Origin of the sequence: Streptococcus sp. VTCC 12905 (assembly GCF_049893385.1) — a bacterium.
In the GTDB taxonomy this organism is placed as follows: Bacteria; Bacillota; Bacilli; order Lactobacillales; family Streptococcaceae; genus Streptococcus; species Streptococcus suis_AA.
The window spans coordinates 1-24,100 of record NZ_JBMVJC010000016.1; the positions used below are offsets into that span (position 1 = coordinate 1).

At 38.5% G+C, this 24,100-nt stretch carries 21 protein-coding genes and 2 pseudogenes; 18 read left to right on the forward strand and 5 right to left on the reverse strand.

From position 1 onward, the window contains the following. From ACPC58_RS06740 to ACPC58_RS06785, 10 genes and pseudogenes are all read left to right on the forward strand, one after another. The coding region (locus ACPC58_RS06740) for a helicase HerA-like domain-containing protein (RefSeq protein WP_434065589.1) at positions 1–1,420 on the forward strand (1,420 nt) is incomplete at its 5' end. A 112-nt stretch (positions 1,421–1,532) separates the two neighbouring features. Further along, positions 1,533–2,144 carry an NUDIX hydrolase gene (locus ACPC58_RS06745; RefSeq protein WP_171989565.1) on the forward strand — a complete coding sequence of 204 codons (612 nt, stop codon included), beginning with the start codon at positions 1,533–1,535 and terminating at the stop codon, positions 2,142–2,144. Between the two features lie 147 nt (positions 2,145–2,291). Beyond that, positions 2,292–4,757 (forward strand): FAD-dependent oxidoreductase, encoded by a 2,466-nt coding sequence (locus tag ACPC58_RS06750; protein WP_434065590.1) that lies wholly within the window; start codon positions 2,292–2,294, stop codon positions 4,755–4,757. Positions 4,758–5,031: 274 nt separating this feature from the next. Further along, the gene (locus ACPC58_RS06755) at positions 5,032–6,225 is read left to right on the forward strand and encodes a quaternary amine ABC transporter ATP-binding protein (protein ID WP_434065591.1); all 1,194 of its coding nucleotides are present in this window, start codon (positions 5,032–5,034) and stop codon (positions 6,223–6,225) included. 9 nt (positions 6,226–6,234) lie between these two features. Next, complete coding sequence (locus ACPC58_RS06760) at positions 6,235–7,947, forward strand: ABC transporter permease/substrate binding protein (protein ID WP_434065592.1); 1,713 nt, start codon at positions 6,235–6,237, stop codon at positions 7,945–7,947. A gap of 296 nt (positions 7,948–8,243) precedes the next feature. Beyond that, a complete protein-coding gene (locus ACPC58_RS06765; protein ID WP_024392595.1) occupies positions 8,244–8,564 on the forward strand; it encodes an ArsR/SmtB family transcription factor in 321 nt (106 codons plus the stop codon). A gap of 59 nt (positions 8,565–8,623) precedes the next feature. Beyond that, positions 8,624–9,619, forward strand: a complete 996-nt coding sequence (locus ACPC58_RS06770; protein WP_274504949.1) for a permease — start codon at positions 8,624–8,626, stop codon at positions 9,617–9,619. A gap of 12 nt (positions 9,620–9,631) precedes the next feature. Then, the gene (locus ACPC58_RS06775) at positions 9,632–9,904 is read left to right on the forward strand and encodes a thioredoxin family protein (RefSeq protein WP_172036822.1); all 273 of its coding nucleotides are present in this window, start codon (positions 9,632–9,634) and stop codon (positions 9,902–9,904) included. Next, positions 9,897–10,310 carry an arsenate reductase ArsC gene (locus ACPC58_RS06780; RefSeq protein ID WP_172036821.1) on the forward strand — a complete coding sequence of 138 codons (414 nt, stop codon included), beginning with the start codon at positions 9,897–9,899 and terminating at the stop codon, positions 10,308–10,310. The genes ACPC58_RS06775 and ACPC58_RS06780 overlap by 8 nt, the downstream gene beginning before the upstream one ends. Positions 10,311–10,993: 683 nt before the next feature. Beyond that, positions 10,994–11,590 (forward strand): annotated as a pseudogene (locus ACPC58_RS06785) (protein kinase domain-containing protein); the annotation flags it as partial. Between the two features lie 223 nt (positions 11,591–11,813). On the opposite strand, the gene rpmG reads toward ACPC58_RS06785, so the two are convergent. The 3 genes and pseudogenes from rpmG to ACPC58_RS06800 form a co-directional block, all read right to left on the reverse strand. Next, complete coding sequence (rpmG, locus tag ACPC58_RS06790; protein ID WP_002262412.1) at positions 11,814–11,963, reverse strand: 50S ribosomal protein L33; 150 nt, start codon at positions 11,961–11,963, stop codon at positions 11,814–11,816. A 15-nt stretch (positions 11,964–11,978) separates the two neighbouring features. After that, positions 11,979–12,161, reverse strand: coding sequence for a 50S ribosomal protein L32 (rpmF, locus tag ACPC58_RS06795; RefSeq protein ID WP_002937589.1), 183 nt, complete (start codon positions 12,159–12,161; stop codon positions 11,979–11,981). Positions 12,162–12,350: 189 nt separating this feature from the next. Further along, positions 12,351–13,290: pseudogene (locus tag ACPC58_RS06800) on the reverse strand (IS30 family transposase). A gap of 365 nt (positions 13,291–13,655) precedes the next feature. Here ACPC58_RS06800 and ACPC58_RS06805 point away from each other — a divergent pair. The 8 genes from ACPC58_RS06805 (at position 13,656) to brpA (ending at position 23,224) form a co-directional block, all read left to right on the forward strand. Beyond that, positions 13,656–14,357 carry a hypothetical protein gene (locus ACPC58_RS06805; RefSeq protein ID WP_434065593.1) on the forward strand — a complete coding sequence of 234 codons (702 nt, stop codon included), beginning with the start codon at positions 13,656–13,658 and terminating at the stop codon, positions 14,355–14,357. 112 nt (positions 14,358–14,469) lie between these two features. Continuing rightward, a complete protein-coding gene (gene hisS / locus ACPC58_RS06810) occupies positions 14,470–15,753 on the forward strand; it encodes a histidine--tRNA ligase (RefSeq protein ID WP_130555351.1) in 1,284 nt (427 codons plus the stop codon). A gap of 203 nt (positions 15,754–15,956) precedes the next feature. Next, positions 15,957–18,608, forward strand: coding sequence for a bifunctional acetaldehyde-CoA/alcohol dehydrogenase (gene adhE, locus ACPC58_RS06815; RefSeq protein ID WP_434065594.1), 2,652 nt, complete (start codon positions 15,957–15,959; stop codon positions 18,606–18,608). A 345-nt stretch (positions 18,609–18,953) separates the two neighbouring features. Then, positions 18,954–19,319, forward strand: a complete 366-nt coding sequence (locus ACPC58_RS06820; RefSeq protein ID WP_024392607.1) for an Asp23/Gls24 family envelope stress response protein — start codon at positions 18,954–18,956, stop codon at positions 19,317–19,319. A 2-nt stretch (positions 19,320–19,321) separates the two neighbouring features. Next, positions 19,322–20,986, forward strand: a complete 1,665-nt coding sequence (locus ACPC58_RS06825; RefSeq protein WP_277837474.1) for a DAK2 domain-containing protein — start codon at positions 19,322–19,324, stop codon at positions 20,984–20,986. Positions 20,987–21,091: 105 nt separating this feature from the next. Next, positions 21,092–21,532, forward strand: a complete 441-nt coding sequence (gene tsaE / locus ACPC58_RS06830) for a tRNA (adenosine(37)-N6)-threonylcarbamoyltransferase complex ATPase subunit type 1 TsaE (protein WP_217375192.1) — start codon at positions 21,092–21,094, stop codon at positions 21,530–21,532. After that, the gene (locus ACPC58_RS06835; protein WP_434065595.1) at positions 21,525–22,052 is read left to right on the forward strand and encodes an N-acetyltransferase family protein; all 528 of its coding nucleotides are present in this window, start codon (positions 21,525–21,527) and stop codon (positions 22,050–22,052) included. The genes tsaE and ACPC58_RS06835 overlap by 8 nt, the downstream gene beginning before the upstream one ends. After that, positions 22,049–23,224, forward strand: coding sequence for a biofilm formation/cell division transcriptional regulator BrpA (gene brpA / locus ACPC58_RS06840; RefSeq protein WP_434065596.1), 1,176 nt, complete (start codon positions 22,049–22,051; stop codon positions 23,222–23,224). The genes ACPC58_RS06835 and brpA overlap by 4 nt, the downstream gene beginning before the upstream one ends. Positions 23,225–23,365: 141 nt before the next feature. Here brpA and ACPC58_RS06845 read toward each other — a convergent pair whose 3' ends face one another. Continuing rightward, on the reverse strand, positions 23,366–23,668 hold the full coding sequence (locus ACPC58_RS06845; RefSeq protein ID WP_434065597.1) for a chemotaxis protein: 303 nt from the start codon (positions 23,666–23,668) through the stop codon (positions 23,366–23,368). A gap of 1 nt (position 23,669) precedes the next feature. Next, a complete protein-coding gene (locus tag ACPC58_RS06850) occupies positions 23,670–24,083 on the reverse strand; it encodes an HIT family protein (RefSeq protein ID WP_434065598.1) in 414 nt (137 codons plus the stop codon). Positions 24,084–24,100: the final 17 nt, after the last annotated feature.

The window sequence follows — 24,100 nt, forward strand, 5'->3', positions numbered from 1 at the left end:
GGGACTTTTTTTCTACACTAAAAAAGGCTCCATAATCTCTACAGTGGATTTACCCACTACAGAAATTATAGAGCCTAGTTTCATTGCGGCCAATACCAAGGAGATTGATCCTAGTCGTCTGGAGAAGACCCACTATTCAGATTATAGTCCAGTTGCTTATCCAGTTGAGTTGTGGGATGTCTTGGGGCAAAATGGGACTCCTGTCCGCATGACTATTTCAGAGCTAGGGCCTGTCTTGTTGACGCGCTTGCTGGGCTTGAATGATACTCAGGAGTCCATCTTGAACATCGTTTTTAGAGTGGCAGACGAGCATGGACTTCTCTTGGTTGACTTAATGGACCTGCGTGCTATGCTCAATTTTGTAGCCGAAAATGCAGCAGAGCTGAGCCAATATTATGGAAATATTCCAGCTCGTTCGGTTGGTGCCATCTTGCGTAGCTTGGTTGTTTTGGAGCAACAAGGTGGTAAGATTTTCTTCGGTGAGCCCAGTCTTGGCATTGCTGATTTGATGCGTACAGCAGAAGATGGCCGTGGTGTTATCAACGTCCTTCAAGCTACTGAGTTATTCAATCAACCAACTCTTTATTCGACAGTCCTTCTCAGCCTTTTATCAGAACTCTATGAAGTCCTACCTGAGGTGGGCGATTTGGACAAGCCTAAGATGGTCTTCTTCTTTGACGAGGCTCATGTTCTCTTCAAGGACGCTCCAAAAGTTCTTCTTGAAAAGATTGAATTGATTGTTCGTTTGATTCGTTCAAAAGGTGTTGGTGTCTTCTTTGTAACGCAGAATCCGACGGATATTCCTGATAGCGTGGCAGCTCAGTTGGGCAACCGCATCCAACATGGTCTTCGCGCCTTTACACCAAAAGAGCTCAAGACAGTCGCGACTGTTGCCGAAACCTTCCGTCAAGAAGGTGGGAAGGATTTGGCTAAGGTCATTCAGGAATTGCAGGTAGGTGAAGCGGTTGTGTCTACTCTGCAAGCTGACGGGACACCAAGCTTTGCGGATCGAGTATTGATTTACCCTCCAAAGAGTATGCTTGGAACGGTGGAGCCAAGCGCCCTTTTGTCAGTCATTAATAATTCTCCTTTGATGGAAAAATATGCTGACGCGGTCAACCGTGAATCTGCCCATGAGCAGATTTTAGCCATGACAGAGGCTAAAGAAGCTGAACTCATCAAAAAAGCAGAGCAGGCCGAGGAGGAAAAACGGGCGGAAAAAGAAGCTCAGGAAAAGGCAAAATTGGAAGAAAAAGCACAGAAAGAAGCGGCTAAAGCTGCTCAAAGAGCCAATCAACCAACCAGACGAAAAACCGATTCTGTAATGGATCGCTTTACCAAAAACTTGATGAGTCAGGTTGGTCGGGAAGTTGGGCGCGTGGTGACACGTGGTATTATGGGCATGTTAAAAGGGAAGTGAGAGTCATCTCCTTCTTTTTTTATTTCATACTTAGAGACAAACTTCTTGCATTCTAACTGTAAATTCGTTATGATAGAAATAAATCACTAGTTAGTACAAAAAGGAGTAAGCGATGCCGAATCAATTGGAAGAACTATTGGCAAATTATATTCCTCAACCTTTAGGCGAAAAACGATGTTTTTCAGTCCTCCTACCATTGGTTTGGTCAGAGAATCAATGGCAGATTCTATATCAAGTTCGCAGTGAATCAATCTCTCAGCCTGGAGAAGTCTCATTTCCTGGTGGAGGAGTTGAGGAAGGAGAAACACCACAGCAAGCAGCTGTTCGGGAGGCTGTGGAGGAACTAAATATTCAACCAGAACAAATTGATATACTTGGAGAAATCGATTATTTGGTCTTTGAGCGCTCGACCATTCATTGCTTTGTAGGACGGTTAAATCTGGATTGGATGACTATCGTCCCTAACGAAGAGGTTGCTCGGATATTTACGGTGCCATTATCCACCCTGCTGACAATCCAACCTGTCTATTATCAATTGGATTCTAAAGTCGTTCCAGAATGTGATTTTCCTTTTGAACGATTAAGAGGAGGAATTAGTTACCCATTTAGTTATCAAAAGCGCTCTATTCCATTCTATGAACAACTTCCTGAAAATATATGGGGAATGACAGCTCAATTTACCCACAGATTCACTGAAATTATTAATCAACAAACTTCGCCGTAAAGTTGGCGGAGTTTTTATTTTTCTGTACGGATAGATAGCAAGTTCCTAAGTGCAGGGGAGTTAAACTGGTGAAAAAGACATAATAGAACATTGACAACATACCCCGCAGGGTATATAATGATAAAAAAGAATATTTAGGAGTACCTCATGTCTAAAAAAATTGTTATTATTGGTGGAGTTGCGGGTGGTGCAACAGCTGCAACGAGGTTGCGTCGTTTAAATGAAGAGGACAAGATTGTTCTATTTGAAAAGGGAGAGTATATTTCTTTCGCGAACTGTGGACTTCCCTATCATGTTGGCGGAGTTATTAAGGAACGCGAAAATTTATTGCTTCAGACAGTTGATGGGATGAATCAACAATATGGATTGGATGTTAGGAACTTTTCAGAAGTGCTAGAAATCAATCCGCAGAGTAAAAGTGTAACGGTGCTAAATCATCAAACAGGTGAAAGCTATGTTGAGTCCTACGATAAACTCATCATTTCGACTGGTGCAAAAGCCATCGTTCCTTCAATCGATGGTTTGGAAGAAGCGCAAAATGTTTTTAGTTTACGAAATATTCCTGACATGGACCAAATAAAGGCATATATCGCAGAAAACCAGATTGCAACAGCAACCGTTGTTGGTGGTGGGTTTATCGGACTTGAAATGATGGAAAATTTAGTGGAATTAGGAATTCAGGTTCAGTTGATTGAGATGGCCCCCCAAGTTATGCCGACAATTGATATAGAAATGGCACAACTCATTCATTCACAGATGAACATCCATGGTGTTAATTTGATTTTAAATGATGGCCTAAAGGAGTTTCGACAAAATGGAAGAGAGTTACTTCTAACCAGTGGCAAAACCCTTCAAACAGATATGACTATTTTATCAATCGGAGTCCTACCTGAAAATACGTTGGCTAAGGTTGCTGGGCTTGAATTGGGCTATAAAGGGGGCATCAAGGTTAATCAACAATTGCAGACGAGTCAACCTGATATCTATGCCATTGGTGATGCAATTGAAGTCATTGATTTGGTTAGTGGTCAGCCGACCCATATCCCACTTGCATGGCCAGCCAATCGTCAAGGAAGATTGGTTGCTGATATCATCAACGGTAGTGATGCAGGATATTTCGGTACACAGGGAACAGCTGTTGCTAAAGTGTTTGAATTAACTGTAGCTAGCACAGGAAATAGTGAGAGATTATTAAAACAAGCAGGTATTGAATATGAAACGATCCATATTCATCCAAATTCACATGCAGGTTATTATCCGGGAGCATCTCCAATTGCCCTAAAACTCTTGTTTGGAATAGATGGGAAAATATTAGGAGCCCAAGCAATTGGGACAGAGGGTGTAGAAAAACGGATAGATGTGATCGCGACTGCCATGCGTTTTGGAGCACGTGCAGACCAACTAGCTAGTATTGAATTATCTTATGCTCCACCCTATTCATCAGCCAAAGATCCAGTCAACATGCTGGGGTATACTGCTGATAACATCCTCTCAGGGAAAGTAGCTACTTTCCAATGGTCACAAGTTGATGAATTGATAAGTAATAATGCCTTTTTATTGGACGTTCGAGAAGAATTTGAACTAGCAACTGGTACAATAGAGTCTAGTCACCACATACCTCTAAATCAATTGCGCCAACGGTTGGGAGAACTTCCCAAAAATCAACCAATATATGTTTACTGTCAAGTAGGACATCGTGGCTACAATGCTGCACGCATATTAAGTCAAGCAGGATTTGATGTAAAAAATCTTGATGGTGGCTATAAAACTTATAAAACTGCTCATTATCGCATAAAACCACTAGATTATCTATCTTTCAACCAGACAAGACATAAAAGTGAAGACCTTAAAGAGCCTTCAGAAATCATACATCTAGATGCCTGTGGCTTACAATGTCCGGGACCAATTTTAAAAGTGAAAGAAAAAATAGATAAGATGTCTATTGGTCAAAAAATGGAGATTGAAGCAAGTGATTTTGGCTTTGGTGCAGACCTTGCAGCTTGGTGTCAAAATACTGGAAATACTCTACTATCAAACAAGATTGAAGATGGAAAGGTTCTTGCGACAATTGTGAAAGGGAAGTCTTCTATTTCTGAGAGCGAGATGAAAAATCTACCGTCATTAGGGCAAGAGGGAGTTTTAAAGGAGACAAAAGATGGTGCAACGATGGTTGTTTTCAGTGGTGACTTGGATAAAGCTTTAGCCTCAATGATTATTGCTTCTGGTGCAGCTGCATACGGGAAAAAGGTAACGATTTTCTTCACCTTCTGGGGCCTATCTATTCTTAAGAAACAAAAGGTGAAAAAGTCAGGCTTGGCCAAGTTATTTGATATCATGTTACCTTCCAAAGCGAATAACTTACCACTTTCTCGGATGAATATGGGAGGAATGGGAGCATTGATGATCAAATACATTATGAAGCAAAAAAATGTTGATTCTCTTCCTGATATGATTGAGCAGGCACATCAATTGGGTGTTAAATTTGTGGCTTGTACGATGAGTATGGATTTAATGGGGATAGAAAAAGAAGAATTATTTGATTTTGTTGAGTATGGAGGTGTAGCAACCTTTATCGGGGACAGTGAACAGGCAAATATGCAATTATTTATTTAGAAAAAAATCGGATGGAAACATTCGATTTTTTATTGTACGTGTATTAAACAATCCTGAATGTATACTATGAGTAAGACCCCAATTTGAAAAGTTTAGAGGTGGATAGAGTTAGTTAAAAAAATAAATAGAACTGTATATAAAATTGCCAGTGACACAAAATTCATTATTGTTTGTAACCTTACTGATAAACACTTGTAATAATGATACCAGCTTTTAACATTCAAAGTGACAATATATGTTAAAATTATATATGTTCACTTTGGAGGGAGAAAAAATGGAATCAATATTAGAAATAAAGAATGTTACGAAAATTTTTGGAAAAAAACAGAAACAGGCATTGGAAATGGTTAAACAAGGAAAAGCCAAAACAGATATTTTGGAGAAAACCGGTTGTACAGTAGGTGTTTATGATGCAAGTTTCGAGGTGAAACAAGGTGAAATATTCGTTATTATGGGTTTATCTGGTAGCGGAAAATCGACCCTCATTCGCCTGATTAACCGTTTGATTGAACCAACATATGGTAGTATTTACATTGAAGGACATGATATTGCAAAAATGAATCAAGATGAATTAAGGCAAGTTCGTCGTCATTCCGTTAATATGGTTTTTCAAAAATTTGGACTTTTCCCGCATAAAACTATTCTTGAAAATACGGAGTATGGGTTAGAAATTAGGGGTGTGGATAAGGCTGATCGACAGAAATTGGCCGAACAAGCACTAGAGAATTCCTCACTCTTACCTTTCAAAGATCAATACCCTGATCAATTATCCGGTGGGATGCAGCAACGAGTAGGTCTTGCAAGAGCTTTGGCCAATAACCCCGATATATTATTGATGGATGAGGCATTTTCGGCCTTGGATCCACTCATTCGGAAAGAAATGCAGGATGAATTATTGGACCTACAGGAAAAAGTTCAGAAGACTATCATCTTCATCACACATGATTTAAACGAAGCCTTACGTATTGGGGACAGAATTGCTCTCATGAAGGATGGTAAGATTATGCAAATAGGGACGGGTGAAGAAATTTTAACCAATCCTGCTAATGAATTTGTCAGTGAGTTTATCGAAGATGTCGATCGTTCAAAAGTGTTAACAGCTCAAAATATTATGATTAAGCCGATTACGACAAATATAGATATTGATGGCCCAAAAGTTGCCTTGAGACGGATGGACACAGAAGAAGTGAGTATGCTTCTTGCTGTCAATCGCCAAAGAAAATTACTAGGAGTCATTTCGGCAGATGCGGCATTTAAGGCAAATGCAAAACAGCATAGTTTGATTGACTATATTGATACGGATATTCGTACAGTCTCAAAAGATACCTTGCTAGAGGATATTTTACCTCTAATTTATGATTCGGCAGCACCTATTGCAGTTGTTGAAAACGGTCGTTTGATAGGGGTGTTAATTAAAGGTCGTGTCATCGAAGCTCTCACTAAACAAGGAATTGAAATAGAAGAATAGGAGATCAGTGTGGATAATATATTACAAAATAGCTTACCGATTAAAGATTTGGTAGACAAAGGAATTGACTGGCTGACCGAGCATTTAGCAGGACTTTTTAAAATCATTCAAGTAAGTGGTGACACGATGATGAACTTCGTTTCAGATACTTTGAATGTAATTCCTCCCTTACTTTTACTGATTGTGATTCCTGCCCTTGCTTACTATGTTTCTAGAAAAAAAGGTTTCACCGCTTTGACGATGTTGGGGTTGCTGTTCATCTATAATCAGGGATTATGGGAAGAAATGCTATATACATTCACTTTGGTGCTTGTTGCAAGTCTAATCTCTGTTCTATTAGGTATCCCCTTGGGTGTTTGGATGGCTAAGAGCAATCGTGCCAAATCAATCATTAGCCCGTTGTTGGACTTTATGCAGACCATGCCAGCATTCGTTTATCTAATCCCTGCTGTTGCATTCTTTGGGATTGGAATGGTTCCAGGGGTCTTTGCTTCCGTCATTTTTGCCTTGCCGCCAACTGTTCGATTTACAAATTTGGGAATTCGTGAGATTCCAGAAGAATTGATAGAAGCATCAGAATCATTTGGATCAACCGATCGACAACGCTTGTTTAAAGTAGAGCTACCCTTAGCAAAAAATACTATTTTTGCGGGAGTGAACCAAACAATCATGCTCGCTCTTTCTATGGTCGTTACTGCTTCGATGATTGGTGCTCCGGGTTTAGGAAATGGAGTTTTATCTGCTCTACAACATGCAGAGATTGGTGCAGGTTTTGTTTCAGGTCTAGCGCTAGTTGTATTAGCTATCATTATTGATCGCTTTACTCAGTTTTTAAACCAGCCGAAACGGAAAGCTGCTAAGCACTCAACATTTGCAAAGTTCCTTGCTCCAATCTTGCTAATCTCATTTTTGATGACTGGTATTACTCAATCCTTCCTAAAGGCCACCACATCTGATAAAAAAGAAATCACCCTTGCCTATGTGGAGTGGGACTCCGAGGTGGCTTCTACAAATGTTTTAGCAGAGGTATTAACATCTCAAGGATATGATGTCAACCTCATCCCATTGGATAATGCAGTAGCTTGGAAATCAATAGCAGAAGGAAATGCGGATGCTTCTGTCTCTGCATGGTTGCCGACAACCCACCAAGCACAATATGAACAGTATAAAGATCAACTGGTAGATTTGGGCCCAAATTTGTTTGGTACCAGTCTTGGCTTAGCTGTGCCAAGCTATATGGACATCTCGACAATTGAGGAATTGACCTCACAGGCCAACCAAACGATTATCGGAATTGAACCTGGGGCTGGAATTATGGCAGTTGCTGACTCCGCAGTCAATGAATATGCGAACTTATCCACGTGGTCATTGACCGCCTCTTCAACAGGTGCTATGGTTACCTCTTTGGAACAAGCATTGAAAAATGAAGATGATATCGTGGTTACGGCTTGGATGCCTCACTGGATGTTTGCTAAGTACGATTTGAAATTTTTAGAAGATCCTATGGGTGTATTTGGTGATGCGGAAGAAATCCATACCATTGTCAGACAAGGTCTGAAAGAGGATCAGGCAGATGCTTACAACATTATTGATCAGTTCAATTGGGAACCAGAAGATATGCAGACTGTCATGTTGGCAATTTCAGAAGGCAAGACTCCTCGTCAATCTGCAAGAGATTGGATAGAATTAAATCCTGATAAGGTAAAAGAATGGTTGGATTAAATTCATTTATTTTTACTTGAGGGTAACAGCGAGGAATGACAAATGGCGCAATCGTCTTATTTTAAGAAAAGCTGTTGTTTGATGAAAATCCTATTTCAATTAATATGCTTGGAAAACATCTAAACAGTACCCGTTCCTTAATAAATTTTATTTTTAAAAATGCACATAGTTTGAAATTAACTATATGCATTTTTATATGACTCAATAAAAGTGCTATAATTAATTGACAATAATTTGAAATTGTTTTATACTTACTGAAAAGATAAATCAAAATATTTTGATATGAGGTGAGTAATATTAAAGATTTTTCAACGGATGCTCAATTGTTTAAAGCTCTGGCAGATGAGAAACGCTTGTTAATCCTAGATTATTTAAAAAAAGGTGAAACCTGTGCTTGTGTACTTATTGAGAAATTGGGGATTGCTCAGTCGGCCCTATCTTATCATATGAAAATTTTATGTCAGTCAGGGATTGTTGTTAGTCGTCAAGAAGGGAAATGGAGACACTATAGCCTGAGTTATCAAGGACGTAATTATGCCCTGAGTCGTCTTGGTCAACTAACGAATTTTGAGGTTGAAACTATAGGACAATGTCATTGTAATCGGAAGTCATCATAGAATGGCTTTTGATTTAACAAAACATATCAATGATTTTTGATATAAAAAGGAGTATGATCATGTGGAGGTTTATTCAAGAACAAATTCTTGGAATGAAATGGTTAAATGAAGGTGTTGGAAAGTTATTGTCGCTGATTGGGATTGATATGACGACTCGACTTGGAGGAGCTTTTCAGTTTTTCTTTTACGATGTTATCAAAATCACCATTTTACTATGTGTCTTAATTTTTTCTATATCCTATATTCAAAGTTATTTCCCACCTGAAAGAAGTCGTAAGATTCTAAGTCGGTTTGATGGTATTTCTGCCAATATTGTATCAGCTCTATTGGGGACTGTTACTCCATTTTGTTCTTGTTCTTCCATTCCTTTGTTTATGGGTTTTACCAGTGCGGGACTACCCATTGGTGTGACTTTCTCGTTTTTAATTTCCTCTCCGATGGTTGACCTTGGTAGTTTGATTCTTCTGATGAGTATTTTTGGGAGTAAGGTTGCTTTTATTTACGTGCTATTTGGCTTAGTAATTGCAGTTTTGGGTGGAACTTTTATTGAGAAACTAGGTATGGAAAAATATGTTGAAGATTTTGTGAAAAATGCCCATGTGCCTTTTTTAGAAGAGGAGAATTTAATATTTCGAGATAGGGTTAATTTTGCTAAGGAACAAGTTTCTGAAACATTTAAAAAAGTTTTTCCTTATATTGTAATAGGGGTAGGAATAGGGGCTTTTATTCATAACTGGATACCGGAGAATTGGGTGACTAGCACTCTGGGAAATAGGAATCCATTCGGGGTTATCATAGCAACCTTTATTGGAATACCTATGTATGCAGATATTTTTGGGTCAATTCCTGTAGCAGAAGCCTTGTTGGAAAAGGGAGCACAATTGGGAACGGTATTAGCCTTTATGATGGCGGTTACAACTCTCAGCCTACCTTCCCTAATCATGTTAAAGAGAGCTATAAAGCCACAACTTTTAGCAGTATTCATTGCGATCTGCACTTTTGGAATTATCCTAGCAGGTTATTTATTTAATTTATTGCAAACAATTATTCTTTAGGAGGAAATATAGATGTCACAAGTTTTATCAAACCAGATTGTGTTTAAGGTTCTAGGTTCTGGGTGCAAGAAATGTAATTTATTAGAGGAACATGTTCAACAGGCCTGTATTGATGAAGGGATAGATGTCACAATCGAACATGAAAGGGATTTTTCTAAGATTGCTGCATATGGTGTTATGTCTACTCCTGCTTTGGTATTAAATGAAAAAGTTGTTGCTTCAGGAAAAGTCCTCTCTGTGAATGAAGTTAAAGAGATTATTCAGGAGGAGATTGTTGATGCCTAAGCCTAAAGTAGCCTTTATTTGTGTTCATAATTCTTGTAGAAGTCAAATGGCCGAAGCCTTGGCCAAAAAATATTATTCGGACTATTTTGAAGCTTATTCGGCAGGAACGGAAACAAAACCACAAATCAATCAAGATGCAGTCCGACTAGTAAAAGAAAAGCATCATATCGATATGGAAAGGACACAATATTCTAAGTTACTTGATGAACTACCACCCATTGATATTGTTATAACAATGGGGTGTAACGTGGACTGTCCATATCTACCTTGTCATCATAGAGAAGATTGGGGTTTAGATGATCCGACTGGAAAAGCTGACAGTGAATTCTTAAGTGTTATGGCACTAATAGAAGAAAAATTGTTTGAACTTTCAAAGTCAAAGGTTTTAAGTGATATTGATAAGTGATTAGAAATTTGTTGTGTAAAGTAGAAGTAGTGATCATTAGCATTACTAATGTACTAATGTATTGAATGCCCCTTGAATCAATCTTCTTTACTAACAAAGTTATATCTCTTAATGACCTTAAATTCTACCTTATCTAAACACCCTTATGCACAAATCAATCTAAAACTCTTATCAGTTAAATTTCAGAAAGCAAATAAAGATGAGTTCCGTCACTCATCTTTTTCTACTCTTTTGTTAACGTAACCTCATCTCCTGTATCCTTCTTTACAAGGTCTGGAAGTGTAATAGAGTTTTCGGTTGCAGAATATTCAAATTCGTTACTTGTATTGATATTGTAAATAGATTATTAAATGTTTCGGAATTAAAAAATAGTGGTTTTATTATTGATAGAGATTACGGTGAAATATTTGATAATTGCAAAGAATTTCTTATGGAATATAGAGGAAGTTCTATACCAACAGATATGGGACAAGTTGAAGTTAAATACGAACTACAATATTTTTTATTGGAGATATTATTAATAAAAAAAGTGGACTGTTGAATCCAGTTTTAAATTGTTCCCTATTGGTGAAGGTTCGTATACTCAGATCTTTAAATGCTTTGATGATTTTTATGATAAATATTTTGCTGTGAAAAGAGCTAAGACAGATTTGGACGCTAAAGAATAGGAGAGATTTTATAAAGAGTATGAAGTTATGAAATCTATAAATTCTCCGTATGTATTAGAAGTTTATCGCCTAGATAAAAACAAAAATGAATACTATATAGAGTTCGCAGATTTTTCGTTGTGTGATTATATTTTGAAGAATAATCAGAAACTAAGCTTTATTGCACGTAGAAAAATCTGTTTACAAATAATTAGGGCTTTTGATGTGTTTGACAGAATTGGGCTTTTACATAAAGACATTAGCCCTAAAAATGTTTTACTCAAAAAATATCTAGAAGAGGTTGTCGTAAAAATTGCTGACTTTGGATTAGTTAAAACAGTTGATAGTCAATTAACATCATTAAAAACAGAAGTTCGTGGCTATTTTGATGATGCATCTGGTTTAAGTACAGAAGGATTTAAAAATTACAGCAAGCAATACGAATACTATGCCCTCTCAAAATTAATTTACTTTGTGTTGACTGGAAGATTTAAGAATATGAATAGATTCGATTTCCCCAAATTAAAGGAATTTATGGAAAAGGGATTGCACGCGAATCATAATTATAGATATAAAACAATTGGAGAGTTGAAAAATGCGTTCTTAGAAATACAAGAAGAATGGAAATTTTAACTGAGGATATTTCATGCTGAAAGAGCAATAATAAAAAGGAACACCTCATTCGAAGTGTTCCTTTCATTATCTGCATGTTCTACATAAGATTGAACAGGCTATGATAGATTTAGCAGAAATAATTATTTGATTTATTATAATCAGTTAAAATTCAGTTATTTTGCTAAAATCAAAAGATAAAAGCCTTTGAAACGTTGTTTTCAAGGGCTTTCTGTATATTGTCTTATTTTACTTCAGTAAAAATCACGTGTTTACGCAATTTTGGTGAGTATTTTTTCAATTGAAGACGGTCTGGAGTGTTACGTTTGTTTTTTGAAGTAAGGTACAAGCGTTCACCAGATTCTTTGTGTTCAAGTGTAATATTTACGCGCATGGTATCTCCCTTCTATTATTCAGCTGAAGCAGCCTTAGCGATTTTACGTCCTTTGTAGTATCCTTTCAAAGATACACGGTGTGAACGTGAGTAATCTCCAGTAGTTTCATCAAATTTCACAGTTGGAGCTGCTACTTTATAGTGAGTACGACGTTTGTTTTTCTTCGCTTTTGAAGTGCGACGTGCAGGTACTGCCATTTCTATTTTCCTCCATTAAAATACGAGAGCAAAGCCCTCTTCAAATTTAAAAGTTATAGTATGACTTTCGTCAACTTTAACAGTATATCAAAACTTCTTTGTAAAGTAAAGTTACTTGACAGATATTTTTAAAAATTTTATTCACCTAAATTCCCACCTAAAGAAAGTTTCCCAAATTTCAAGTTGAAATTAGCCACACATAAGAAATTCACTCGGCGACTTGTAGTCCAAGCATTTTTTAGGGTAATAGTTCATCCAATTTTCGATAAAAGTGACTTCTCTCGAGGTCGTTTTCTTGGTTCCTTTTGGTAGCCATCTCCGAATCAATCGATTGTGATTTTCAATCGTTCCCCTCTACCATGAAGAGTAGGGATGCGCATAGTAGATATACTCCTCAGGAAACACTTCAGCCAGACGACAAAATTCTGTACCATTAACAGAATATGATGTTCCCTCAAGATTCCCTCCAGTGCCTGATTGACTGATTCAGTGGTTTTGTTAGGTATCAAATGGATGATTTGGTGTCTACTCCGACGGTCGGTTAAGACTAACAGGCATGATTTTTCACCTTAGTTAATAGAACCGTATCAATTTCATAATACCCATTTTCCAAGCGAAGATTGATAACGTCAGGACGTTATTCGATAGATTTGCCTGTTGGTTTAAAGTTAGGACTAGCTTGCTTTTTGATTGCTTTCTTTTTTCTAGGATAAAGCATATCCGCTTTTTTCAATCCTAAATGACCATGATGAACCGAACAGTAAATAGTTGAACTCCCAACAGCCAGCTGTTTCTTCTTCACCATCATTTCGGGAGAAAACTTTTGCTTAGTATAGTGTAAAATCTACTCTTTGATTTCTTTGGTTAGAATTAATTTTTTCACCGACCTCTTTCGATCGGTGTGGCAAACAGTTTGTGCATAGTCAGCAGAATAGACTTTTTTGTACAGCCCTTTTCGCACTTGTAGTAAGGTTGTACCACGATTGATCTCGTTATTAATGGTCTGAGGAGCCTTTCCAAGTAAACCAGCAATTTCACGATTGGACATATTTTCATTTTTTCATCGTTCAATCAGGCGACGGTTATCCATTGTCAAATGTTTGCCTTTTGGTGTATAATGTTTTTGCATCTCTGTGCCCTTCCTTGTGTTTGTGGTGAACAACAAGTATAGCACAGAGATATTTTCTTTTACCTTAACATCGATTTCCTTTGACAACAGGAACCCTTGAACCTGTTTTGGTAGCTAAACCAAGGCTACTATTAGCCTTTGCCACTTAGCCTAACAGCTTCAAGCCTGTTATCAAATGAAGTTACCGACTTACTCAAAGATAGCGAAACAAATGTTTTTGAGCAAGGCGAGGTAGCTAACTTCATTATAGAACTTTTACTAAAGAAAGTTTGCTATAATATTCAAAAAGAAACAAAATTCACTTGACGGCATTTATATAATAGTTATAGGACGAGTTCCAATTATTCAATATGAAGGAGAACTGTATGAAAACAGTTGGGAAGTTTTTTGCGAAAAAGTTGGCTAGCCTCTTGGTCTTGTTGCTAGTTTTAGGTATAGGGATCTTCTGGTTTAGAAATAGTATTCTAGCATGGTTCCAAGGGACCCACAAGGTTCAATATGAGTTTGTCATTAAGAAGTTTGAAGCGGAAAGCAAGCTGGTTGTGGCAGGTGCCGAGGTGGATACAACTGCCAACCATACTTTTGATAATAATAATCTGCAAGAATGGCCAGACTGGACAGAACCGATTACCAAGCTCTTTGTAGGACGTGAAATGTCTGTTGATATTCCTGTGCAGACGGAGTTCAAGTTGGTCTTGGAAGGGATTAGTCAGTCAGATGTCCAGATTCAAAATAATAATTTAACCTTCAAGAAACCTGTTCTTGTCGAAGTTGATTCTCAGCAACATGGAGAAATTAAAATCAGCAACAATAGCAATGGTCTGCTGGACAAGGCGGTCGATGTCTTCACTTCTGGACTAAAGGCCCAGGAATTTCTAAATGAAAAATCCCAAGAAGCCATTTACAAGACAAGTGAGAAAGTATTGAATGACGCGGAACGCCAAGAAAAAGTAGCGGCCTTTGCTGAAACAGCCTTAGAAAACCTCCTCAATCTCAATTCAGAAGAAAAACTTGAGGTTGAAATCGAAGTGGCCGACTTGAATTTCCAGATTGTAGACAAGAAATAGGTTTTAAACAAGGTCGTGTCAGTAGGCACGGCTTTTTGTTTGCTCTGCCATTTCCAAAAAAGCCCAAAATATGATAAAATAAGGGGCAATATTTAGAGAAATGAGAAAGCCCATGAAACTACAAAAACCAAAAGGGACGCAAGATTTACTTCCACAGGACTCTGCCAAATGGCAATATGTAGAAAATTTCGCGCGTTCTATTTTTAAACAGTATAATTTTTCGGAAATTCGCACACCTATCTTTGAACATTACGAAGTAATCAGTCGCTCTGTTGGCGATACCACAGATATTGTGACCAAGGAAATGTACGATTTTTACGATAAGGGAGAACGTCATATTACTCTTCGTCCAGAAGGCACAGCGCCAGTTGTTCGTTCATACGTAGAAAATAAACTCTTTGCCCCAGAAGTGCAAAAACCGGCAAAATTTTACTATATGGGGCCCATGTTCCGATATGAGCGTCCGCAGGCAGGTCGTTTGCGTCAGTTCCATCAGATTGGTGTAGAGTGCTTCGGCTCAAATAATCCAGCAACAGATGTAGAAATTATTGCCATGGCTTATCATTTCTTTGAAGAGTTGGGGATTAAAGATGTTCGTTTGCATCTCAATAGTTTGGGGAATCCAGAAAGTCGCGCAGCCTATCGCCAAGCCCTGATTGACTATCTGACACCGCTCAAGGATCAACTGTCTAAAGATAGCCAGCGCCGTTTGGAAGAAAATCCTCTCCGCGTGTTAGACTCAAAAGAAAAAGAAGACAAGGTTGCTGTAGAAAATGCACCATCCATCTTGGACTATCTGGATCAGGAAAGTACAGCTCACTTTGAAGCAGTCAAGTCTATGCTAGACAAACTTGGCATTTCATATGAAATCGACACGAATATGGTACGTGGTCTAGACTACTATAACCATACTATTTTTGAATTCATGACCGAAGTAGGTGGCAGTGACTTGACCATCTGTGCTGGCGGTCGTTATGATGGATTGGTTAGCTATTTTGGTGGTCCAGAAACACCAGCCTTCGGCTTTGGCATGGGGATTGAACGTCTGATTCTCGTACTTGAAAAGCAAAGTATTGAGCTTCCGATTGATACCCAAATAGATGTTTACATAGCTGTTTTGGGTCAGGAGGCCAATGGCGGAGCGCTTGAGTTGGTTCAAGCCATCCGCAAGCAAGGGTTCCGAGCAGAGCGAGACTACCTTGACCGCAAGCTCAAAGCCCAGTTTAAGTCAGCAGATGTATTTGGAGCCAAGACAATCATTACCTTAGGTGGTAGCGAAATCGAATCAGGTCAAGTCGTGGTGAAAAATAACCAGACTCGAAAAGAGGTTGAAACAAGTCTTGAAATAGTTAAAACAGAATTTGCTAGTATTTTAGAAAAACTAAGTGAAAATTAGTGTTGTATCCTATGATAGTGTATTGATGAGCCATCTTTGTAAGAAGATGGTTTATCAAAAACGAAAAATGAAAGCGCTCTATTCGTATTTTTCGAAAAAATTGTGAAAAAATTAACAAAAACGCTTTACAAAATCAAAAAATTGTTGTATTATAAACATGTGAAAAAAGTAACAAACATCTGTTTTGTAAATGGAGGACTAAAATGGCTGAACAAAAAGTAGTATCACCTGAAGAAAAATTGGTGGCAGCTCAAAAACATGTTGACGAACTTGTTCAAAAAGGTTTGGTAGCCTTGGATGAGTTTCGCAAATTGAACCAAGAACAAGTTGACTACATCGTTGCGAAAGCATCTGTAGCAGCGCTTGATGCTCACGGTATCTTAGCAGCACACGCTGTAGAAGAAACAGGTCGCGGTGTCTTTGAAGACAAAGCTACAAAAAACTTGTTTGCGTGTGAACACGTTGTAAATCACATGCGCGGTGTAAAAACAGTTGGTATTATCGAAGATGATCCTATTACTGGTTTGACAAAAATTGCAGAACCTGTCGGTGTTATCTGTGGTGTTACTCCAACAACTAACCCAACTTCAACAGCTATTTTCAAATCACTTATCGCACTTAAAACTCGTAACCCAATCGTATTTGGTTTCCACCCATCTGCACAAGAATCTTCTGCACATGCAGCACGTATCGTTTATGAAGCTGCTGTAAAAGCAGGTGCCCCTGAAAACTGTATCCAATGGATTACTGAGCCATCTATTGCTGCTACAAATGCCCTCATGAACCACGATGGCATCTCAACTATCTTGGCAACAGGTGGTAACGCAATGGTACGTGCAGCGTATTCATGTGGCAAACCAGCTCTTGGTGTTGGTGCAGGTAACGTTCCAGCATATATCGAAAAATCTGCAGATATTCGTCAAGCAGCTCACGATATCGTTATGTCTAAATCATTTGACAACGGTATGGTATGTGCTTCTGAGCAAGCAGTCATCATCGATAAAGAAATTTATGATGAATTCGTTGAAGAATTTAAGTCATACAAAACTTACTTTGTTAACAAAGAAGAAAAAGCACTCCTTGAAGAGTACTGCTTCGGTGTAAAAGCAAATAGCAAAAACTGTGCAGAAGGTAAATTGAATGCTGATATCGTTGGTAAACCTGCTGCATGGATTGCGGAACAAGCAGGCTTCAAAGTTCCAGAAGGAACAAACATCTTGGCTGCTGAATGTGCTGAAGTAGGAACAAATGAGCCTCTTACACGTGAAAAACTTTCTCCAGTAATTGCTGTATTGAAAGCTGAAGACGTAGAAGATGGCATTAAAAAAGCTCGTCAAATGGTAGAGTTCAACGGTCTTGGACACTCTGCTGCAATCCATACTAAAGATGAAGAACTTGCAAAACGTTTCGGGACTGAAATGAAAGCAATGCGTATTATCTGGAACTCACCTTCTACTTTCGGTGGTATCGGTGACGTTTATAATGCATTTATTCCATCATTAACACTCGGATGTGGTTCATATGGACGTAACTCAGTTGGTGATAACGTATCTGCTATCAACCTTCTTAACATCAAGAAAGTAGGGAAACGTAGAAATAATATGCAATGGTTTAAAGTTCCTTCAAAAATTTACTTCGAACGTAACTCTATTCAATACCTTCAAACAGCAGAAGGCCTTGAACGTGTTATGATCGTAACAGACAAATCAATCGAACGTCTTGGTTTTGTTCAACGTGTCATCGATCAGTTGAATGCTCGTTCAAATCAAGTGACTATTCAAGTCTTTTCAGATGTTGAACCAGATCCAGATATTACAACAGTTGAACGCGGCGCTGAAGTAATGCGTGCATTCCAACCGGATACAATTATTGCGCTCGGTGGTGGTTCACCAATGGATGCTGCTAAAGTAATGTGGCTCTTCTATGAACAACCAGAAATCGACTTCCGTGACCTTGTTCAAAAATTCATGGATATCCGTAAACGTGCCTTCAAATTCCCATCATTGGGTCAAAAAGCTAAATACATCGGTATCCCAACTACATCTGGTACAGGTTCAGAAGTAACGCCGTTTGCCGTTATTTCTGATAAGAAAAATAACCGCAAATACCCACTTGCTGACTACTCATTGACACCAACAATTGCAATCGTAGACCCAGCATTGGTAGAGTCAGTTCCAGCCTTCATCGCAGCTGATACTGGTATGGACGTATTGACTCATGCGACAGAAGCATATACTTCTAACTTTGCGAACGACTACACTGATGGTATTGCCCTTCAAACTATTAAGTTGGTATTCCAATACCTTGAAAAATCTGTCTTGACTGGTGATCCAGAAGCACGTGAAAAAATCCACAATGCTTCTACAATGGCTGGTATGGCTTTTGCAAATGCCTTCTTGGGTATGAGCCACTCTATGGCCCATAAGATTGGTGGTCGCTTCCACACAGTTCATGGACGTACAAACGCAATCTTGTTGCCATACGTTATCCGTTACAATGGTACTCGTCCGTCTAAGACAACTACATGGCCTAAGTACAACTACTGGAAAGCGGATGAAAAATTCCAAGACATCGCTCGTATGTTAGGTTTGCCACATTCTACTCCAGAAGAAGCTGTTGCAGCTTATGCTAAAGCAGTTTACGAATTGGGTGAAAAAGTTGGTATCAAGATGAACTTTAAAGATCAAGGTATTGACGAACAAGAATGGAAGAAATACACTCATGAATTGGCTCTTCTAGCATATGAAGACCAATGTTCACCTGCTAACCCACGCTTGCCAATGGTAGCAGATATGGAAGAAATCATGAATGACGCTTACTACGGTTACAAAGAACGTCCGGGTCGGATTAAATAATATCTTTCCTTATTCGTGCAATAATTTTTGAAAGTACCTTCTCGGAGATAATTAGATTTGCCAACTAAAACTGGCTGATAGGATTGAGGTTGCTAAGTTGATTCTTAGCTACCTCAATTTTTTTGAAAAAGAACTCAATTTTGTAAAAGTTGAGAGAAATATACATCAAAAGTGCAGATGAAAAAGATAGACTGTTAGAAAGCATGGGGGTTGCTACTCATTCTTTCATATATAGAAGAATTATACTTCAGAACACAAGAAGATATCAGATGTCACAAGCTTGTTTTTTACAGAATACTGAAAATATGGTAAAATGGAGTGATAAAACTATTTGAGGTAAGGAATATGACTGTAAAGATCAATACAAAAGACGGCCAAATAGAATTGACTGATGACGTGATTGCCACAGTTGTCGGCGGTGCTACGACTGAAATTTTTGGTGTTGTTGGGATGGCTAGTAAATCTGCGATTAAGGACAATTTTCAGGCTCTTTTGAGAAAAGAAAACTATTCCAAAGGTGTAGTTATCAAGACTTTAGAAGATGGTCGTATTGCAGTCGATGTTTATACTGTGATGAGTTATGGTGTAAAAATAAGTGAAGTATCTCGCAATATCCAAGAACGCGTGAAGTTTAACTTGGAGAGTCAATTGGGTATCTCTGTTGATGCCGTTAATGTTTTTATCCAAAATATTAAAGTCGTAGGAGAATAATTGTGTCTAAAATTACTACTAGTTTATTTCAAGGAATGGTGCAGGCTGCATCAACTCGTCTGAATAAACAAGCTGAATATGTCAACTCACTAAACGTATTCCCTGTACCAGATGGGGATACAGGTACCAATATGGGGATGACCATTGCAAATGGTGCTAAGGAAGTTGCGGATAAGCCTGCTTCTACAGTAGGTGAAGCTGCACAAATTTTGTCCAAAGGATTGCTAATGGGAGCGCGCGGGAACTCTGGTGTTATTACATCTCAGTTATTCCGTGGTTTCGGTCAATCTGTTAAGGGTAAGGTTGAATTGGATGGTAAGGATTTAGCACAGGCTTTTCAACATGGTGTAGAGGTAGCTTATAAAGCCGTTATGAAACCTGTTGAGGGTACTATTCTTACTGTATCTCGTGGTGCCGCAACTGCAGCGCTCAAAAAAGCTGAAGAAACAGATGATGCAATCGAAGTTATGCGTGCAACACTGGATGGTGCTAATCGCGCCCTAAAGAAAACACCTGATATGCTTCCAGTCTTGAAAGAGGTTGGAGTTGTCGATTCAGGCGGTCAAGGACTTGTATATATTTATGAAGGTTTCTTGTCAGCTCTTACAGGTGAGTACATTGCTTCTGAAGAATTTGAGGCGACTCCAGCAGTTATGTCAGAGATGATAAATGCAGAACACCACAAGTCTGTAGCTGGTCACGTTGCAACGGAAGATATTACTTATGGTTATTGTACAGAAATCATGGTAGCTCTACGCCAAGGTCCTACTTATGTTAAAGAATTTGACTATGAAGAATTCCGTAATTATCTCAATGATCTGGGGGATTCTCTCCTAGTTGTCAACGATGATGACATTGTAAAAGTACACGTTCACACGGAAGATCCTGGTTTGGTAATGCAGGCTGGTCTTCAATATGGTAGCTTGGTTAAAGTTAAAGTGGATAATATGCGTGAGCAACATGAAGCGCAAGTTGAGAAAGAGGGTTCTTTACAAAAACCAGCTGAGCAAAAAGAATATGCTATTATTGCTGTAGCAGCTGGGGAAGGGTTAACTGAGATTTTCAAATCACAAGGTGTTGACTATGTGATTTCTGGAGGTCAAACCATGAACCCGTCCACAGAAGACTTTTTGAAAGCTATTGATTTGGTCAATGCGCGTAATGTAATTTTACTACCGAACAACAAAAATATTTTAATGGCAGCTCAGTCTGCGGCTGAAGCGACGGAAGTTGCTGTAAAAGTAGTAGAAACTAAGACCCTTCCACAAGGTTTTACAAGTTTGTTGGCATTTGATCCTAGTCGTGATTTGGACAGTAACGCACAAGCAATGACAGCCTCACTAGCTGATGTGAAAAGTGGTAGCATTACGACAGCTGTTCGTGATACAACAATTGATGGCCTTGAAATTCATGAAAATGATAATCTTGGTATGGTTGATGGAAAAATTGTTGTATCTAATCCAGATATGATGGAGACCCTTGAATCAACATTTGAAAGAATGCTTGATGAAGATAGTGAAATTGTTATTATCTATATTGGCGAAGAAGGTGACAAAGAATTAGCTCAAGCCGTAGCTGAAAAATTAGAAGAACAATTTGAAGACGTTGAAGTTGAAATCCACCAAGGAGATCAGCCAGTCTACCCATATCTGTTCAGTGTTGAATAAAAATGTATCGTGAGTATGTGATCATACTCACGATTTTTTCGCTTTCGTTTGGGATTTTCTGGTCTGCTTATGACAAACAAATTGGCCTATGGTATAATGGAATGTATGTTAAGTCGAAATGAAAATGAATTGATTTCAATTGGTGAAAACCTCGGTAGTGTTTGTCAAGCGGGGCAAGTGATACTGTTATCTGGAAATCTTGGTGCTGGAAAAACAACATTGGTAAAAGGTATTGCGAAGGGTCTTGGCATTGAGCAAATGATTAAAAGTCCAACCTATACGATTGTACGCGAATATGAAGGACGTCTACCATTATTTCATTTAGATGTTTATCGAATTGGAGATGATCCTGACTCTATTGATTTGGATGATTTTCTTTTTGGTGACGGAATTACTGTCATCGAATGGGGAGAGTTATTGGATTTATCTTTGTTCGATGATTATCTAAGAATCTATATTGAAAAGGTTGAAGAAGGTCGCTCTCTTTCTTTTGAATCCTTTGGAAGACAAAGCCAAACTTTACTTGCGGAGATTCCAAATGCGTAGAAAAGAGATTGGATTTTGTGAAGCAGATCCCAGTGATGCGCAGGCGTTTATCCATTTTATGCAGCAAGTAGCCTCAGAAACAGATTTCTTGGTCATGGACGAAACTGGTTTTGCATATCATCAAGAGCAGATGAAAACGATTTTTGCGGCTGGGATTGAAAATCCTAGGGAAATCCATTTGCTGGCAAAACTAGAGAATGAGGTTGTCGGTGCAATAACTGTTAAGTCTTCTAAACAATTTCGAATTAGCCATATTGGAAATATCTTTATTGCAGTTAAGAAAGAATATTGGGGTTATGGAATTGGCACTATACTCTTAGAAGAAGTTTTGCATTGGGTACGGGAAATTGGTTTGCTGAGCCGATTAGAGTTGACAGTCCAAGTTCGCAATCAAGCTGCAGTACATCTTTATAAAAAATTAGGATTTCAAATAGAAGGAACTCAATATAGAGGAGCTAGAACTGATCAAGGTGAATGGCTAGATCTCTATTATATGGGTATGTTGATTGGTGATCTATGAAAATTTGGAAAAAAATAGTCTTGATGTCCTTGTCGATTTTCTTGTTGACAGTGGTAGCCGCTGGAGTTTACGGCAATAGTTTATTGGGCTTTTCGCTCGGGGAAATCTCAAAAACATTTAAATCTTTGGATGATAATGATGATTCGATTCAACCAATTGATGCGACAGAACCATTAACCATCTTGTTGATGGGGGTTGATATGGACCAGGCTTCTCGCGGGGGTCAGTGGGACGGTGGTCGAAGTGACTCGATGATACTTGTTACCTTAAATCCCACGACGAAAACAACTACTATGATGAGTCTGACGAGAGATATCATGGTTGAAATTGCAGAGCCAGATGGGACATCCAGTGGGACAATTGAAAAACTAAATCATTCCTATAGCTATGGACAAGCTCCGATGGCAATTGCGACGATTGAAAAAATGATGGATATTACCATTGATCGCTATGTTGAGATTAATATGGATGGGCTAGTTGAATTGGTTGACGCACTTGGGGGGATTGAGGTAAATAATACTTTGGGATTCCCAATCTCAATTTCGGAACATGAACCAGCTTATACTGCAGTTGTTCCGGAAGGAAAATCATTAGTAAATGGTAATCAAGCATTGGTTTATTCCCGAATGCGTTATGATGACCCTGAAGGTGATATAGGTCGGCAAAGACGGCAACGAGAAGTGATTACCGCTATCGTAAAGAAGTTGTTAAATTTAGATGGATTAACACAATACAAAAAAATTCTGACAGCTATTTCAAATAATATGCGGACAAATATTGAAATTAACACCTCAACTATCCCTTCTCTATTGGGGTATAAAGATGCTTTATCTAATTTGGAACCGTATCAATTGCAGGGTGAGGAACAGATGATTAACGAACTCAGCTATCAATTGCCTACTAGTGAGCATCTGTTGGAAATGCAAAATGTTTTGAAAGCATCGACCGGGCAACCAACTGCTACTGATTTAGTGACAAATGTTCAAGTGAATGAAAGTATGATGTACCTTCCAAGTCCAGTTAATGTATATAATGCATATACAAATGAATTGGTGCTTGAAGCAAGTCCCTGGGCCCAAACGTCAACTGAAGATTCGACCACATATGATACGACAGCAGAGATGAATTCAGAAACCACTGCTACAGATACCTATAGTTCACAAGGGGAATAAGCTCAAATAATATCGTTAAAGAAATCGGGCAAAACTCACTATCATTTAAATTTGCATAACGAAAATAGCTTTGAATTACGTTATCAAAAACGTTGATTCAAAGCTATTTTTGGGTATTAAAACTTTTTACCCAGCTTTCTATTATTTTTGGGGGTGTTTTGAAGCGTATTTTTCTTGGATGGTTTGAATCTCTTGTAAGTTGCCTGCTATACTTTGTTGGTAGATGCGTGTTTTATACTGGAGATCAGCTGTTAATTCTTGCAAAGGTTTTTGAAAACTTTGGATAATGGCTAGTTGATGTTGGATATTCGATTTGCTGGTCTGAATATCAGTCAAGAGTTGTTGTACTTCCTTGACTTCTTTTGAAATTTTTTCTCGGTTGGTAATAGCAAGAAATGTTGCACTGGCAGCACCTACAGCCACTATAATATTGCTAAGTTTCATCTTATTCTCCTAAATATAGGCTTTGCGCTAGCTGGGCTAGTGCTGGGAAATCAGGTTCGTTGGTCTTGAAATGGATTTCCAGTCCGTCTTTTTTATCGTATCGTGGTAAGAGATGGATATGGGTATGAAAGACAGTCTGACCAGCCACTTCTTCGTTATTATTGACAATATTTAGGCCTTTAGCACCGAGTCTCTCCTTCAAATGACTGGAGATAGTAGGAATCACTGAAAAGAGTGTAGCTGCTGCTTCTGCGTCCATATCAAGCATATTGCGGTAATGTTTCTTAGGAACAACTAAAGTGTGTCCTTTGGTGACTTGGGTGATATCTAAAAAGGCAAGGATATGATCATCTTCATAGACTTTAGAAGCTGGGATTTCTCCAGCAATAATTTTACAAAAAATACAATCTGACATAATGACAACCTCTTTTT

Coding starts and splice junctions, on each gene's coding strand:
- ACPC58_RS06750 (WP_434065590.1), top strand. CDS start 2,292: ATGTCTAAAAAAATTGTTATTATTGGTGGAGTTGCGGGTGGTGCAACA.
- rpmG (WP_002262412.1), bottom strand. CDS start 11,963: ATGCGCGTAAATATTACACTTGAACACAAAGAATCTGGTGAACGCTTG.
- rpmF (WP_002937589.1), bottom strand. CDS start 12,161: ATGGCAGTACCTGCACGTCGCACTTCAAAAGCGAAGAAAAACAAACGT.
- ACPC58_RS06755 (WP_434065591.1), top strand. CDS start 5,032: ATGGAATCAATATTAGAAATAAAGAATGTTACGAAAATTTTTGGAAAA.
- ACPC58_RS06850 (WP_434065598.1), bottom strand. CDS start 24,083: ATGTCAGATTGTATTTTTTGTAAAATTATTGCTGGAGAAATCCCAGCT.
- ACPC58_RS06770 (WP_274504949.1), top strand. CDS start 8,624: ATGTGGAGGTTTATTCAAGAACAAATTCTTGGAATGAAATGGTTAAAT.
- ACPC58_RS06775 (WP_172036822.1), top strand. CDS start 9,632: ATGTCACAAGTTTTATCAAACCAGATTGTGTTTAAGGTTCTAGGTTCT.
- ACPC58_RS06845 (WP_434065597.1), bottom strand. CDS start 23,668: ATGAAACTTAGCAATATTATAGTGGCTGTAGGTGCTGCCAGTGCAACA.
- ACPC58_RS06835 (WP_434065595.1), top strand. CDS start 21,525: ATGCGTAGAAAAGAGATTGGATTTTGTGAAGCAGATCCCAGTGATGCG.
- ACPC58_RS06745 (WP_171989565.1), top strand. CDS start 1,533: ATGCCGAATCAATTGGAAGAACTATTGGCAAATTATATTCCTCAACCT.
- hisS (WP_130555351.1), top strand. CDS start 14,470: ATGAAACTACAAAAACCAAAAGGGACGCAAGATTTACTTCCACAGGAC.
- ACPC58_RS06805 (WP_434065593.1), top strand. CDS start 13,656: ATGAAAACAGTTGGGAAGTTTTTTGCGAAAAAGTTGGCTAGCCTCTTG.
- tsaE (WP_217375192.1), top strand. CDS start 21,092: ATGTTAAGTCGAAATGAAAATGAATTGATTTCAATTGGTGAAAACCTC.
- ACPC58_RS06820 (WP_024392607.1), top strand. CDS start 18,954: ATGACTGTAAAGATCAATACAAAAGACGGCCAAATAGAATTGACTGAT.
- ACPC58_RS06780 (WP_172036821.1), top strand. CDS start 9,897: ATGCCTAAGCCTAAAGTAGCCTTTATTTGTGTTCATAATTCTTGTAGA.
- adhE (WP_434065594.1), top strand. CDS start 15,957: ATGGCTGAACAAAAAGTAGTATCACCTGAAGAAAAATTGGTGGCAGCT.
- brpA (WP_434065596.1), top strand. CDS start 22,049: ATGAAAATTTGGAAAAAAATAGTCTTGATGTCCTTGTCGATTTTCTTG.